Origin of the sequence: Pedobacter duraquae (assembly GCF_004362245.1) — a bacterium.
GTDB classification, from domain to species: domain Bacteria; phylum Bacteroidota; class Bacteroidia; order Sphingobacteriales; family Sphingobacteriaceae; genus Pedobacter; species Pedobacter duraquae.
Window position 1 is genome coordinate 41,035 of sequence record NZ_SNWM01000001.1, and the last position, 13,407, is coordinate 54,441.

The window sequence follows — 13,407 nt, forward strand, 5'->3', positions numbered from 1 at the left end:
GACATTTATAAATGTAAATGTCTGATTTATATTTGTAAACATGGGAAAAATTAAAAAATCTAAAAGATGGGAGTTAATATATCTGTTGATGGATCAACAGGCATGTGATGTCATTCAAGAACTATATCACATTAATTTCAATATAAGTGATGATCGAAGAAAACAAAAGATTGCAAGCAAAATTGAAAACTTTTTTATAGAAAGAACTAAATTATTTGAGGAACTTCAGAAACAGGGTACTTTAAAATTAAATAACCTGATAAATTAGACTCGATTTCAAGATCCTTTTCACTTATCAAGTTATAATGCATTAATAGGTTTCGAAGAACATAGTGATCCAAACTAACATTAAAGACATATACTCTTGAGTAGTCGGCATACTGAACCGTACGTGGGTACTCATTGTATGAGATTATCCACTTATCAAAACCGTAGGTCAAGGACTTATATTCAGTCAATTTGATATTATTGATGACATTAATAATAGCTATTATTTTTATTTGTGATTTTTCCAAACTTCCCATTAATATTTATCGTTCTAATAATTGACTGGCTTTGACTTCTAACACATTTGCAATATCGAAAACAATGGAAATGTTTGCATTCACTATGCCTCTTTCCATCCTGCTGATCTGGGAATAATCTACATCTAACCTGTTTGCTAATTCCTGCATAGTCATATTGCGCTCCTTCCTGTATCGCTTAATATTGTTAGCTAAGGTGGATATCCCTTCCTCATTTCTCCTATGTTTTCCGTCCTTAACCATCATCACAAGAAAAGGAATAATTACATTTTGATATAGGGATTTTAATCCCTGTTATTGTTCGGATAATTTAACGCTTTAACAAATGAAGAGACTATTAATATCGATTTTAAGTATCGCTATTACAATGCTTTACTCATGTACTCCAAAAACACCAGAGAAATTAGCCCAGACATCATGTGATTGTTATAAAGAAGCTAGATCAATGCATAACACAACAAAACAGCTCAGAAAGATGGATGAATGTTTTAGTATAGTTCAGGCCAACTTGGAACGACTACAACAATTAGGTATTGATAATGATTGGACACCTGAACAAGTTCAAAATGCCAGATTAAAATTTGATAAAATATATAACAATTGCAATGGAAACACTAACAGCAAATGAGCACAAAGTATCTGAAATAATTATCGGATCAGAGAAGTTTACAGTAACGGATAAAAGGGTGATCTTCAATCATCCAAATAACAACGCATTTATTGGGATTAATGAGCTAAGAGGTGCGGAAATGAAGGAAATGGATGTTAAGTATCACAGATTTAAACCAAATTATCAAGCGTTGTCACCTTTGGTGGGTTTGTTTTGGGTAGCTGTAATGTATGTTTATATATGTACGACAGAACCACAATTTGGATTTGGTGATTTAACGCCTTTGTTTTTAGCTTTCTTTTGGTGCATAGGGCTATTGCCAGCTACGTTGATTGTATTTTACATTATTCAATCCATGACAAGTTATAATAAAAGGCAGATATTGGTAAATATCATCAAAACGGATAATAGTTTTTGGCTTAATCAGTATTATGATTTAACTTGTGTAGATCAATTAAGAGAATTAACAGCCACTATCAACAACGCAATCTATGAATAATATGGAAATACAAAAATTTGAAGACCTTTCATACGTACAGCATAAGTACTTCAATGTTGGAAAAATGTTATTAGTTAAGAAACTACCAAACGGTGCATGGTATGGTGTACGTTATCTTGCAGATAATAAAGTTCTTGTTTACTCAGAATACCATGAAAATGAGCTAGAACCATATCAAGAACCTAGGATTGAAGCCATTGATATTGTCATGATTTAACCTCTTGGAATTTCTTCTCAATATCTAAGATTATTTTCTCTGTAAATTCAACGATATCCTCTCTTCTATTTTCTCTCGTATATAATCTGAGGAATTTGACAGCATCTTCATAATTACTTGAATTTAATTCTCTTATCAATTTAGCCAATTCGAGAGCTTCAATTGAAGCCCTGATACATTCGTCTACATAAACACTTTTCATAAATAGTTCTTTTCAATTAAAATAAATTAGAACCATTCATATCTAAATACTATAAATAATAAAGCCCCTCGTTTCCAAGGGGCAGTCATAACTTTCTCATAAAAATTTTCTACTTCTTTTCGTCTAATTTCGCCATCTCCGCTCCGAGATCAAAATAATTTGTTTTACCTATGCCTTCTACACTTCGAAGATATTTTGATTGGTTAAGATAGTTTTTGACTAACGGAAATGACTTTGGTTTATCTGCTGTCTGAGTCAATGCAGATGCTGCTATGGTTTTGATATCTTCCCATAACTCATTTGTCATGATTGTTGGTTTACTCATTTTCAAAATCCTAGAAGCAATCGTTGCAACCTGTTCAGATGTTTTTTCATTATCTGCCATAATTTCTATGTAGTTGATTTATACTACATAACAAATTTACCGAACTAACCCGATTTAGTAAAGTATTGTGGAAAACTAAAAATATTAGATCTATTACGGTTAACCGTAATAACGAAAAAGTGTATAGTGCTAAATTTATATACAGTATCTAATTACTGTATATAATTATGGCGAAAACAAACACAAAACAAACGTCACCAAAAGTGGCAACAGATGCTTCTAAAATTTTAAGAGACCCAAAATCTACTCCTGCTGAAAAAAGAGTTGCAGGGTCAGATTTGTCGCAAACTCGCAAAAAGAAGTAGTTTAATTGTATTTAAGGTTCGGACTGCCCTTGATGATGAATCAGGGGCTTTACTATTTATAGCATTGAGTTTTGAATATTCTGAGCTATATTAGTTTTTACAAATGGTGTAAAGTAATATATCATTGCCATATTTTATTTCTCCTGTCACAATAACTGTCGTACCTTCTCTAAATTCAAATTCCATTCCTTCTGTCAGACAACCCGAAAAATAGTCTGGTGATAATATTTTAATTTTTGCGTTAACTGTTTCACCAGGAAAAACAGTTTCCTTGTCAATAAAAGTTTGTTGTCCTGATGTCTGCATTTCTATGAAGTCGAACTTTATTTGTGGTCTGTAACCGCTTTTAGCCGGAGTCTGTCTACCACCTTGTTCTGTTGTCCTATATTTCAGTTGTGCAATAAAGTCAGTCTTCTTAAATTCCTGTTCATAGAAATCAAGAATATTTTTTAATATATTATCGAAATTACTTTCATTGCAAAATCTTGCTGAAGTGTCAATGACTTCAACTATGGAACTGTCAGCTTCAACCTGCCAAGCATTTTTTCCGTTAAACTTCTTTGCGTGTATTCTCTCAATTGTTAATGGTGAGCCGAAATATTCTTTAAGTTCTTTGTCAAAGTCTGCAATTCTATGCTGGTCTTGTATCGGCCAGTCTTTCATTGCATTTAAGAAAAAAAACGCGATTTCTTTCAGTTTGTGTTCTGTCTGGTCGAGTTCAACCAAACTCCAAAGTGTCGAATATGTTTCAATTTTGTTGTCCACTATATCATCCTTTTGAACTTCCCGGTAGCGTTTGGCGGCTTGGCGAATGGTGAAAGTTTAGATAAAATTACTAAAAGATTGGAAAGGTTGTAGAAGAATTTTCCGCTCCACCAGAGCGTACCAATTTAAAAATATCAGCCGCTTTGAGACTCAAGTTTTATTGCTTCTTCATCAATGCGAAAATAGAATTCAAGATAAGCTTTATAGATATCCCGATATTTGTCAAATATTCCTTCCGCGGAAGTTTTTCGGTTACAAAGTGCATCGTTCCATTTTTGAGACTCGGCATAAGCCCAAATTTCTACTTCTCTATCAGATAAAAATATCGATTTCGGTTTTCATAATTTACTCCAGCCCGTGCTTTTTAGATAAACAGGGCTCTGCATAATCTAGAATCCCAGCATTTTGCAGCTCCGTTAGCTTATCCTGTACAACTGCATAGTTCAAACTACCAGGGACATCAATTACAAAATATCTTTCACTATACTTTTCGCTAGAGCAGCCAAGCAAGTCAAACACTTCTCTAATTTCATTTGTATCATTGCCAGATTCCAATATTACAACCTGAACAGTAGAATTACCAGACGCTTCTACCGTGTGCCTGTAGGTTAGCCGTTCTTGATATTCATCAAATTCAGCATAGATAATATCATTAGCCGCGACGTCGGGAGCATAAAAGGGAATACTGTCTAATTTGTATAGACCCTTTTCCTTATCAACTATTACAGCCCACATTGTCTCGATCGTCTCTTCATCAAGGACGTTGCTGTAAAATTTGAAAAGTATTTTTTCGTATTCTTCTTCTGCCATTTTAAAAGAGATCAAATTGTTTATTACTCAATTTAGGATTCAGCAAGTTTGGTTAAACCTATCTACTGTTCTGCAGCCCACCAATTGCTTTTTTAGTAACAAGTCCTTCTACATCATCATTAGTAGGCTCTGGTACATAGTGTAGAGGCTTCCCCAGTCTAAATCGCCTCATGATATGCAAGCATTTTACTTGTCAAGCCAGTTGTGCTCATCGGTAGTTGCCATTATAGTTGAGCATTCCGTTTTAATGAATTGTAAAGTCGTTCTACGATCCAATCAAGTTCGGCTTGTTCAGATGCATATTCGCTAATCTGTCCGTAAGCTGTATATGGTGAAGTATTAAACCCATCTTCGATATCATTATAAAAAACTACTGTATTTCCGAAAACAGCAACAACCCAAAATCCTCCGCCCTCGTCTCCATATTCTTTTTCTTTCCATTTCTGCGGCGCAATTTTAATCAGGTTCCAAAAGTTCAATGGCTCATCATCGAGTTTTGATTCTCCCCTTGAGATCCATTCTTTTAATTCGGTTAATGAAATCGGTGTCCACATGCTAAAAGTCGTTACTAGTCATCACTTATTATCTAGAATTGGATGAGATGTTGAATATAATTGTGCCTTCCATAAAAATCGACCTGTGTAAAATACGGAAATTCCCAACTTCCTTCAGTCTTTGTATGTTGCAAAAATGCTTTGAATTTACTTATTTGATCATTTTTCAATTTAATAAAATAGATTTTCAATTTGCAATATAAACAGGTATAGAACAATACCAACCATTATCGTAAGCAAATACTAGTTAGCATGCACAATATGGTGCCCTATTTTATTTTTTAAATTTAGGAGCACAATAATCCCGATACCACCTCCGGGATTTAGTTCTGTTGCCTTTTCCAGCGCAGTGCTAAATCGGGGAAAAGAGGTCAATAAAAAAATGTTCCCTTTTTGGGAACAAATCAGTATATTTGTTAAATATGCGAGTGATAGCAGTAAAGACGCTAAAGGATTATATTGGTGAATTCCATCAGGCAGAACAGGCGTTATTGAGCTGGTATGAAGAGGCCGTTACTGCACTATGGAATAATCCAAATGAATTAAAAGCACAATATAAAAATGCTTCCGTTCTCAATGAAAAAAGAGTTGTATATAATATCCACGGCAATAGTTATCGCCTAATAGTTGATATAGAGTATAGATTGAAAATTGTGTTTGTTGTCTGGTTTGGTTCGCATAAACAGTATGATAAAATAAATGCTAAAACAATTAGTTATGTTAAAACCAATTAAAAGTGAGAAAGAATATGATAATGCGCTAGCTCATGTGTATGAGTTGATGCAAACTGATATCGTAGAAGGTTCTGCAATTTCCGATGAATTGGAAATTTTGAGTCTATTAATTAAGGAATATGAATTAGTGCATTATCCTGTTTCTTATCCTAATCCAATAGAAGCTATAAAGTTTCGAATGGAACAAATGAATTTGTCTGAAAACGAACTTAGCAACTTATTAGGTACTCGTTCAAGGAAATCAGAGGTTCTATCGGGAAAAAGAAAATTAAGCCTTTCTATGATCCGGAAATTAACTGATGTACTTCACATTCCAGCTAATGTTCTAATTCAGGCTTACTAACTGCAAAATTTAAGGTGCGTTATTCGGTTCGTAGTTCTTTATATAGTCAAACTCACCTAGTTATTTTTTGAAATAATATTGACCACCCAATTTAAGCAGTCTATTGGTTCAATGATAGACCATGAATGCGGGTGCCTTGTCCCATCTAATCTATATCCTTTACCAAGGGCAGGAATAAACTCTGCTTCTTTATTTCCATTAAGGTTTAAAAAATTAATCATTCCAGATAGATTAGCCGCATTCATATCATAATAATCCCGGGTCCTTTCTTTAAGTGCCCATGATATATCTGGATCGCAATACATCCTTACGGGTATATCTTTTAAATACTTTGCATTGCCGCCATCCTTTTGCGATCTGGAATACATTGAACGCTGAATATATCTTTCAGGATGTTGATCGGGTGAACCTCCATAAATCTGATCATACTCATCAACAATCATTTTTGCTTCCCTTAATCCATTCATTTTACCCGGGCTTAGACCAACTCTATCAGCATTTAGCATAAGATCCCTTTTCGCTGTATTATACAGTCCAGCCAAATCAACTGGCGGATCGGCGCCAAAAACTGCTGCTGGAATTATTGTTGTTTTATGACTATTATCTCTTGACATTTCAGTATACCTTAACGCCAGCATTCCACCACCGGAGAACCCACCAATAACAAATTTTTTCTTCGGAACGCGATATTGCTCAGCAACCTGATTAAAAGTGGCATTGAGAAAATCCAGAGCCAGTTGATCGTCATCTAATCCCCTGTCATTATTAATCGACAATACGATCGTCAAAATATGATGTGCCGTGGCAGCTTGTATTAATTTTTTATTACAGCTAATTACACTTTCGACATTTTCGCCAGAAGACGGAAGCAACACCAATGCTCCTTTTACATCAGCTTTGGGTTCAATGGTATAATAAAAAAGTGACTTGGATTCTCCGTCGTTTACATAGATATCTGTACTGTCTAAGAATGTAGTAGGATGCTTTTTAAGTAACTTAAAAATGGGCTCATCCAGACTCAAAAATTCGTCATCAATATAACGTCCTTCTAATTTAAGCCCCGTTGCAAAAGTTCTTGATCCTGTACCCTGTAATACGCCATCAATATAATTGCCCTCCACTTCACCGTTTCCTAAATAAATATATTTGCCTCTGCCATTTGGTTTTCCTTTGTGCATCAGGCCTATATAACGTGCAGTTTCTTTACCATTTTCATGCCAGATTAGAATTCCTGAACCCTCTGCAAAGTTATCTTTGCACTTGCCTTTCCAACTGATACTGTCTTCTGCAGCATAGTTTTCATCCCACACCTTACATCCGTTGTTTAAGTCTTTGATATAAGCTCCATTTACTTTTTGTCCGAATGCAATTAAAAAATTCAAGCAGAAGATTAGTGTAACAATGCTTTTCATAAGAGTTTAAAATGAGCTAGAATAAATATTGACTGCTAAAGTCAATACGAATATAATACTTTTCGGAAATTGTAAACAAATCAGTCGTTTGGCTTCTTTTTGTCACTTGTGATCATATTGGTAATCTATTGAAAATCATATTTAGCGTTCTATTTCGGTAATTAACAACTCCTTATAATGTTATACTTTGTATAGTGGTTTTGGTTTAAACACTTTCAATATAAATCGTTAAACTTTACAACCTTTTCTGCTCATCGGTCTTTTGTTTTTGTTCTTTCCCTTTCAGGCCCGCATTACCCAAATTATATTTAAAGGAAATCCGGAAATTCTGCGTGTCGCCATAATAGGTAAAGTAGTTGTGCTGATCGGCATAATCAGAGGTAACTTTCATTTTCTGGCCTCTGTAAATATCATTGACGCTCAGCGATACTTCTCCAAGGTCGCTAAATAATTTCTTTTTTGCGCCGATGTTCAGACTACTCATACCGCTCACGGTTGCGGGGCCTTGTAAACCAGCCGTATTAAAATTAAAGCTGACATTGGCTGTAAAACCTGCCTTTTTGTTTAGCGTCAGTTGGTTATCTGCCGTACCGTTTATACTGAAAACGTTACGCCTGATAAAACCACCCCCACTCAGGGGGAAACTGCTGATGAGAATGGCGGCGCCAGGGTTTATATCCAACGACCACCAGTCTGCTGACTGTAAGTTTGTGCTCAAATCGATGCCGTAATACCGGGAACCTGGAATATTGGTCACGTTCTGGATCAGCGTATTCGTAGCATTGTCCTGAAAAGGGAGCTGTATGGTGGGATGCTGCTCATTGATAAAATATAATTCAGCATTGTACCTGCTTTTGTAGGTATACAACAGGCTATACTGATCGGTAAGGGCTGGTTTCAGGTTCGCGTCGCCCATGAGGTAAGAGTTAGGGCTGAAATAGGAACGGGAAGGGTTTAGGAAGTTATAAGGCGGCCGGGTGATCCGTTTACCGTAAGAAAGGCCCAACTGATTATCTGGTGATACCTTATGCTGTAAAAAGACCGTCGGAAAAAGATTGAAGTATCCTTGTCTATTAATTTGCACGGGGCTTATGGAACTGCTGTTGATGTCTGTATATTCGCCGCGGAGCCCGGCCTTAAAACTCCAGGTGCCCCAGTCTTTATTCACGCTAATATAACCTGCGGATACACTTTCCCGGTAAAGAAAGGTATTACTAAGCGCAGGATCGATCACCAGACCGCTGTTGGTATCGCGGCGAAAATCCAGGAAATTATCCGCTTGTACCCTGCTAAACTTTGCGCCCACCTGGACACTAATCACCTTGCTATCTTTACTGTAATCTGCCTGTGCCGAAAACAGCCGGATATGCTGGCGGGTATCGGTAACAAAGCGGCTGTTATGCGGATCAACAACCTGGTAGCTCGTTCTGACATCCTGACCAATGGTATTCTGGTAATTGGTGTAATCTGCTGCAAGGCTAAGTTTTTCGGTCACTGAAAAACGATGGTCATAACCGAGATTGATATTGACGTTGGTATTGGGTGTACGGCGGGTATTTTGCGTATCAAAAGCTGATTGAAATGCGCCTGATTGATAGATGGTTGTGGGAACACTGTATAACGCGTGATTATTTTTAGCGATATAGCCGTCTGTTCCTGCACTAATGGTATTCAGACTATCGATAGCATAATCAAAATTGAGCCGGTAAGTGTGTTCGGCATCACGATAGTTTTTACGTCGTAGGATATCCATCCAGGTTTGCTGCTGCCCGGCATAGTTGGTTACCTCTTTTATCTCGTTATAGTAAATGCCCCTGCCAATGTTGTAGCTACCAAAAATAGCCAGCTTCCCAGTTTTATAATATTGGCTGGTATTCATATTTCCCTTGGCATAAATACCCTGAGTATAGCCTGCACCAATTGAGCCTTTGTAACCTGGGGTATGATTGGCTTTCATTTTGATATTGATGACAGCGTTGCCCGAAGCCTCGTAGCTGGCCGGTGGGTTCGTAATAACCTCCACCGACTTGATATCATTTCCCGCTGTACTTTCCAGAAAAGCTTTTAATTCGTCCCCACTTAAGGTTACTTTTTTATCGTTGATGGTTACGATGATAGACCGACTGCCACGAACCGCAAGCTGGTCGCCTCCAGACTGGACACCCGGTGCGCGTTTAACAATCTCCCAGGCGCTGCTGCTCGAAAGTATGGTGTTTTCAACATTGAAATCTATCCGGTCAATCTTGCGGGTAATAGTCGGCCTTTTTGCCATCACCACCACTTCATTTAGTTCGTTAGGATTCTGAGCCAGGGTGATCTCGGGAAGTTGCAAATCAATATGCAGCTTTATTTGTTGGTTATATATTTTAAATCCAACAATGGTGACCTTCAGGCGATAATCGCCTGCGGGTAAGTTTTCGAAAATGAAAATACCGTCATTATTGCTGAATGTATTTTGTTTCTTTGAGGTATCAGCTACGTTTTGAACCTGCACTGTGGCGTAGGAAACAGGCTTTTGATTACCGTTTAAGGAACCGCTGAGTTTGTAATGCTGGGCTAAACCTGTAAAGGGGATGAATACGAATAGGCAAATAAATTTGTACATAGTCTTTTAATTTGCCACAAACCTGCAGGTTTGAATTACCGCTTTTCGTTACAGCTTTGTTAATGGTTTGTTAACGTCATCGGATTGCTGCCTGTAATTCTGGTTTACTGGTATATTTGGTTCATGAAACTGAAAATAAAATACCTGATCTGGGGTTGTACGCTGGCCATAATGGCGTTAACAGCCGTTCAAGGGTATTTCATCCATAATACGTTTATCCTGAAGCAAAGGGAGGCCGAGACGGCCGTCAGGGCAGAACTGGTCAAGATGGAGGAGCATATGAACATTGTTAAACTGCGCGATGCCTGGTTTGAACAAGTAGAAAATAGGATACGGGAAAACCGGCATTCAGAAATTGACGCGCTTACTCGCAATGGTTCAGCGGATATATCCAGGCAGGTCAGTTACTACATCAGCCACAACCATGTGCTTGATCAATACCATACCGCTTATGAGGTTGTAATCCAAAATGCAGTACTGATCGATAAACATTCCGGCTACAAATTGGTTCTGAAAAACAAACGCTGGTTTAACAACGGGAAGCGGCTAAACCAACCGCAAATCATTCATGACATGACGGCAAGCGACGATGCAGCAGCCGGACCGATGGTGCGTGACTTTAATACCCGCTCCAGTTTTAGCATTAATGACTGGCAACAGAATATATTGGGCCAGATGATCGGCCTCCTTGTTTTTTCTGCGTTACTGCTGGCTTTTGTTATCTTGCTATTTTATTTTTCTATCCGGGCACTTATTACCCAGAAAAAGATCACGGATATGCAAACCGATTTTATTAATAATATTACCCATGAATTCAATACCCCGCTGGCAACCTTAAGCGTGGCGGTTAGCACGGTTAAAAGCCAGCCGGAACTAAAGACCAACCGTATCATTAGCAATTCAGTTCAGGTAATTGAGCGTCAGCACATCCGGCTTAAAAAACTGATTGACCAGGTTATGACGCATACTGCCGGGTCAGAACAATTGATATTGAAAAAGGAAATGGTATCGATGGAGCACTTCCTCGAAAAGATCATTACCGATTTTAAAGCGGCAAATCCGGGAGCGGAACTTATCGAGAGGTTGCAATGCGAACCTGTATCCATAGCCATAGACCAGTTTCATTTGACCACCGCAATTGGCAATATGCTCGAAAATGCCGTTAAATACGGGGGGACACAACTGATTATCACTACAACACTGGAAGGTGCATTCTATCAAATTGCGATCTCGGATAATGGCATTGGGATGGCTAAGGAAGAACTTGAGCACATTTTCGGGAAATTTTACCGGATAGAAAAGGGCGACATCCATACCGTTAAAGGCCTTGGCCTTGGCCTGTTTTACAGCCAGCAACTTATTACCGCCCATGGCGGCCGGATCAGTGTACAAAGTGTTTACGGTAAAGGAACTACATTTACCATTACATTACCTTTAACATGAAACATATCCTGTTAGCAGAAGATGACCTGGATTTCGCAGGTATCCTGAAACAATACCTGGAGTTAGCCGGGTTCCAGGTAACGTGGATGAGTAACGGCCTTGAAGCGCTTAAGTTTCTGAATTCAGACCGTGTGGATATCTGTGTGCTTGATGTGATGATGCCGGTGATGGATGGTTTCACATTGGCTGCTGAGGTCATCAATATTTTCCCGGATATGCCGTTCGTATTCCTCACTGCCCGGAACCAGAAAGAGGATAAGCTAAAAGGGCTTAAGCTTGGAGCTGATGATTATGTGGTAAAACCTTTTGAAGCAGATGAATTGGTTTTGCGTATCAGGAACATCCTGAAGCGTACAGAAACTACTTTTGTGCCAGCGACTGAGGTGATCACGGCCGGTAGTTATACATTGGATCGCAGCCGCTTGTTGTTATTGCACGATTTAGGGAACACGCGCTTAACAGAAAAAGAAGCCGAGTTACTGCTTTATTTTTGTAAGCATCAGAACCGCGTGCTCAAGCGCGAGGAACTGCTTTTGCAGATATGGAAAAGCGATGATTATTTTTCGGGTAGAAGCCTGGATGTTTTTGTAAGCAAACTGCGTAAATACCTGTCGGCAGAGCCACGGATCAGCATCGAAACGATAAGGGGATCAGGGTTCGAGTTCAAAACCAGTATTGATTAATAATAAAAATTCTTGTGCTATACCTCAGTTAAGGCTTATACGTTGCCAGGTTATGGTATGGTCTTTATTTGGTGGTGAGCAAAAGAAATATAAATTTGTTTTGTACGGAAATGTTACGTACATTTGTTTTACTAATACAACACGGGGTCATCCAGTTTATGACCGCTATCGGCAAGATAAAAAAACAATATTTCAGAAAAAACAGACAGTACTAAACATTTAAAACCCGGACCTAGAATCATAATTCTAGATGATACTTACGACACCTTAGCATTAACCTCTCAAGTTCTTATATGGGTGAGCGATTGAACCACATTCATTAATGTAAAGCAGTAGAGATAAATACCATGTTTAACAACAAAATGAAAAACTGACAAAAGATAAATAAAATTGGCCGTTCAACAGTAAGATACTGATAGGACAACATAAGACATACATACACATATTACTATTCACACATATTTAATACTATAGAGAAACACATGGCAATCACAGTTAACGATAGAATCGATGTTCGTATTAGCAAAGAACAGAAGGAGTTAATTAAGTACGCCTCAGAACTAAGCGGGTTTAAAAGCCTCTCTGAATTTATTGTTTATCATGTCCAGGCGCAGGCCCAGAAGATCATCAAGGATAGCAATACCATCCTGAGTTCGATGGAGGACAAAAGAATATTTTTAGAAGCGATTCTGAACCCTGCGGAGCCAAATGATGCACTTAAGAAAGCTCGATTAAATTACGAAAAATTTAAAGAAGCTAATGAAAGTAGTGCTATTGCAAAAACACCATAACAGGGAAATTTTTGACAGTGAAACCCCGTTGTTGGATAATTATTTTAAAAAACAAGCCTCACAGGATGTGAGGAAAGACCTTTCAGCTTGCTACGTGCTTGCTGATGAAAAAGGTGAAGTATTTGGTTATTATACGCTGGCGAGTAACTCGGTTTCGAGAGATGATATGCCGGATGACCTTATACGTAAGTTTCCTAACAGCTATAGCGATCTTCCTACCATTCTTTTGGGAAGATTGGCAGTCGATAAAAGGAGTAAAGGAAAAGGTTACGGCTCTCACCTGTTAATGGATGCGATGGAGCGATGCCTGGCACTCTCCGACCAACTTGGAACCCTGGCTCTGGTGGTTGACCCGATTGATGAAAATGCCGTCAGGTTTTATAAGCGGTTTGGTTTCATACTGATCCCTGATACTGGCAAGATGTTCATCGCGATGCAGACGATACGAAAGTCTTTTAATTAGAAACACGAAGTGCCCCGGTAGCTTTTGCTACCGGGGCACTTTTCAGAAATAACCAATAAAAC

The 13,407-nt window shown here is 38.1% G+C and carries 18 protein-coding genes; 10 read left to right on the forward strand and 8 right to left on the reverse strand.

Going from position 1 to position 13,407, the window contains the following annotated elements; genetic code table 11:
- Window positions 1–40 precede the first annotated feature (40 nt).
- Window positions 41–268 carry a hypothetical protein gene (locus CLV32_RS00185; protein WP_133551309.1) on the forward strand — a complete coding sequence of 76 codons (228 nt, stop codon included), beginning with the start codon at window positions 41–43 and terminating at the stop codon, window positions 266–268.
- Window positions 269–530: 262 nt separating this feature from the next.
- Here CLV32_RS00185 and CLV32_RS00190 read toward each other — a convergent pair whose 3' ends face one another.
- Window positions 531–770, reverse strand: coding sequence for a helix-turn-helix domain-containing protein (locus CLV32_RS00190; protein WP_133551310.1), 240 nt, complete (start codon window positions 768–770; stop codon window positions 531–533).
- Between the two features lie 79 nt (window positions 771–849).
- Here CLV32_RS00190 and CLV32_RS00195 point away from each other — a divergent pair, with 79 nt between their 5' ends.
- From CLV32_RS00195 to CLV32_RS00205, 3 genes are read left to right on the forward strand one after another with little or no spacing between them, the layout of a single operon-like run.
- The gene (locus CLV32_RS00195) at window positions 850–1,152 is read left to right on the forward strand and encodes a hypothetical protein (protein WP_133551311.1); all 303 of its coding nucleotides are present in this window, start codon (window positions 850–852) and stop codon (window positions 1,150–1,152) included.
- Window positions 1,130–1,633, forward strand: a complete 504-nt coding sequence (locus CLV32_RS00200; RefSeq protein WP_133551312.1) for a hypothetical protein — start codon at window positions 1,130–1,132, stop codon at window positions 1,631–1,633. Before CLV32_RS00195 ends, CLV32_RS00200 begins: the two co-directional genes overlap by 23 nt.
- Window positions 1,626–1,850, forward strand: a complete 225-nt coding sequence (locus CLV32_RS00205; RefSeq protein WP_166641843.1) for a hypothetical protein — start codon at window positions 1,626–1,628, stop codon at window positions 1,848–1,850. The genes CLV32_RS00200 and CLV32_RS00205 overlap by 8 nt, the downstream gene beginning before the upstream one ends.
- On the opposite strand, the gene CLV32_RS00210 is transcribed toward CLV32_RS00205, so the two are convergent.
- From CLV32_RS00210 to CLV32_RS00230, 5 genes are all read right to left on the reverse strand, one after another.
- Window positions 1,840–2,052: a hypothetical protein gene (locus CLV32_RS00210; RefSeq protein WP_133551314.1), complete on the reverse strand. Its 213-nt coding sequence runs from the start codon at window positions 2,050–2,052 to the stop codon at window positions 1,840–1,842. The two genes, CLV32_RS00205 and CLV32_RS00210, sit on opposite strands and share 11 nt — an antisense overlap.
- Before the next feature lie 109 nt (window positions 2,053–2,161).
- A complete protein-coding gene (locus CLV32_RS00215) occupies window positions 2,162–2,437 on the reverse strand; it encodes a hypothetical protein (RefSeq protein ID WP_133551315.1) in 276 nt (91 codons plus the stop codon).
- 395 nt (window positions 2,438–2,832) lie between these two features.
- Entirely contained in the window at window positions 2,833–3,507 is a 675-nt protein-coding gene (locus tag CLV32_RS00220; RefSeq protein ID WP_133551316.1) for a hypothetical protein, read from the reverse strand.
- 345 nt (window positions 3,508–3,852) lie between these two features.
- The gene (locus CLV32_RS00225) at window positions 3,853–4,317 is read right to left on the reverse strand and encodes a DUF4265 domain-containing protein (protein ID WP_133551317.1); all 465 of its coding nucleotides are present in this window, start codon (window positions 4,315–4,317) and stop codon (window positions 3,853–3,855) included.
- A 224-nt stretch (window positions 4,318–4,541) separates the two neighbouring features.
- Window positions 4,542–4,871 (reverse strand): hypothetical protein, encoded by a 330-nt coding sequence (locus tag CLV32_RS00230; protein ID WP_133551318.1) that lies wholly within the window; start codon window positions 4,869–4,871, stop codon window positions 4,542–4,544.
- Between the two features lie 422 nt (window positions 4,872–5,293).
- Between CLV32_RS00230 and CLV32_RS00235 the strand changes: the two genes are divergently transcribed.
- Together CLV32_RS00235 and CLV32_RS00240 are read left to right on the forward strand one after the other, a co-directional pair.
- Window positions 5,294–5,605: a type II toxin-antitoxin system HigB family toxin gene (locus tag CLV32_RS00235; protein WP_133551319.1), complete on the forward strand. Its 312-nt coding sequence runs from the start codon at window positions 5,294–5,296 to the stop codon at window positions 5,603–5,605.
- Entirely contained in the window at window positions 5,589–5,948 is a 360-nt protein-coding gene (locus CLV32_RS00240) for a helix-turn-helix domain-containing protein (RefSeq protein WP_133551320.1), read from the forward strand. The genes CLV32_RS00235 and CLV32_RS00240 overlap by 17 nt, the downstream gene beginning before the upstream one ends.
- A 56-nt stretch (window positions 5,949–6,004) precedes the next feature.
- On the opposite strand, the gene CLV32_RS00245 is transcribed toward CLV32_RS00240, so the two are convergent.
- Window positions 6,005–7,360 (reverse strand): hypothetical protein, encoded by a 1,356-nt coding sequence (locus CLV32_RS00245; RefSeq protein WP_133551321.1) that lies wholly within the window; start codon window positions 7,358–7,360, stop codon window positions 6,005–6,007.
- Between the two features lie 235 nt (window positions 7,361–7,595).
- A complete protein-coding gene (locus CLV32_RS00250; protein ID WP_133551322.1) occupies window positions 7,596–9,965 on the reverse strand; it encodes an outer membrane beta-barrel family protein in 2,370 nt (789 codons plus the stop codon).
- A gap of 123 nt (window positions 9,966–10,088) precedes the next feature.
- Between CLV32_RS00250 and CLV32_RS00255 the strand changes: the two genes are divergently transcribed.
- The 4 genes from CLV32_RS00255 (at window position 10,089) to CLV32_RS00270 (ending at window position 13,345) form a co-directional block, all read left to right on the forward strand.
- Window positions 10,089–11,408, forward strand: coding sequence for a sensor histidine kinase (locus tag CLV32_RS00255; protein WP_133551323.1), 1,320 nt, complete (start codon window positions 10,089–10,091; stop codon window positions 11,406–11,408).
- Complete coding sequence (locus CLV32_RS00260; protein ID WP_133551324.1) at window positions 11,405–12,091, forward strand: response regulator transcription factor; 687 nt, start codon at window positions 11,405–11,407, stop codon at window positions 12,089–12,091. Before CLV32_RS00255 ends, CLV32_RS00260 begins: the two co-directional genes overlap by 4 nt.
- 482 nt (window positions 12,092–12,573) lie before the next feature.
- The gene (locus CLV32_RS00265) at window positions 12,574–12,882 is read left to right on the forward strand and encodes a type II toxin-antitoxin system TacA family antitoxin (RefSeq protein WP_133551325.1); all 309 of its coding nucleotides are present in this window, start codon (window positions 12,574–12,576) and stop codon (window positions 12,880–12,882) included.
- On the forward strand, window positions 12,851–13,345 hold the full coding sequence (locus CLV32_RS00270) for a GNAT family N-acetyltransferase (RefSeq protein ID WP_133551326.1): 495 nt from the start codon (window positions 12,851–12,853) through the stop codon (window positions 13,343–13,345). Before CLV32_RS00265 ends, CLV32_RS00270 begins: the two co-directional genes overlap by 32 nt.
- Window positions 13,346–13,407 lie beyond the last annotated feature (62 nt).

Coding starts and splice junctions, on each gene's coding strand:
- CLV32_RS00185 (WP_133551309.1), top strand. CDS start 41: ATGGGAAAAATTAAAAAATCTAAAAGATGGGAGTTAATATATCTGTTG.
- CLV32_RS00190 (WP_133551310.1), bottom strand. CDS start 770: ATGATGGTTAAGGACGGAAAACATAGGAGAAATGAGGAAGGGATATCC.
- CLV32_RS00195 (WP_133551311.1), top strand. CDS start 850: ATGAAGAGACTATTAATATCGATTTTAAGTATCGCTATTACAATGCTT.
- CLV32_RS00200 (WP_133551312.1), top strand. CDS start 1,130: ATGGAAACACTAACAGCAAATGAGCACAAAGTATCTGAAATAATTATC.
- CLV32_RS00205 (WP_166641843.1), top strand. CDS start 1,626: ATGAATAATATGGAAATACAAAAATTTGAAGACCTTTCATACGTACAG.
- CLV32_RS00210 (WP_133551314.1), bottom strand. CDS start 2,052: ATGAAAAGTGTTTATGTAGACGAATGTATCAGGGCTTCAATTGAAGCT.
- CLV32_RS00215 (WP_133551315.1), bottom strand. CDS start 2,437: ATGGCAGATAATGAAAAAACATCTGAACAGGTTGCAACGATTGCTTCT.
- CLV32_RS00225 (WP_133551317.1), bottom strand. CDS start 4,317: ATGGCAGAAGAAGAATACGAAAAAATACTTTTCAAATTTTACAGCAAC.
- CLV32_RS00230 (WP_133551318.1), bottom strand. CDS start 4,871: ATGTGGACACCGATTTCATTAACCGAATTAAAAGAATGGATCTCAAGG.
- CLV32_RS00235 (WP_133551319.1), top strand. CDS start 5,294: ATGCGAGTGATAGCAGTAAAGACGCTAAAGGATTATATTGGTGAATTC.
- CLV32_RS00240 (WP_133551320.1), top strand. CDS start 5,589: ATGTTAAAACCAATTAAAAGTGAGAAAGAATATGATAATGCGCTAGCT.
- CLV32_RS00245 (WP_133551321.1), bottom strand. CDS start 7,360: ATGAAAAGCATTGTTACACTAATCTTCTGCTTGAATTTTTTAATTGCA.
- CLV32_RS00250 (WP_133551322.1), bottom strand. CDS start 9,965: ATGTACAAATTTATTTGCCTATTCGTATTCATCCCCTTTACAGGTTTA.
- CLV32_RS00255 (WP_133551323.1), top strand. CDS start 10,089: ATGAAACTGAAAATAAAATACCTGATCTGGGGTTGTACGCTGGCCATA.
- CLV32_RS00260 (WP_133551324.1), top strand. CDS start 11,405: ATGAAACATATCCTGTTAGCAGAAGATGACCTGGATTTCGCAGGTATC.
- CLV32_RS00265 (WP_133551325.1), top strand. CDS start 12,574: ATGGCAATCACAGTTAACGATAGAATCGATGTTCGTATTAGCAAAGAA.
- CLV32_RS00270 (WP_133551326.1), top strand. CDS start 12,851: ATGAAAGTAGTGCTATTGCAAAAACACCATAACAGGGAAATTTTTGAC.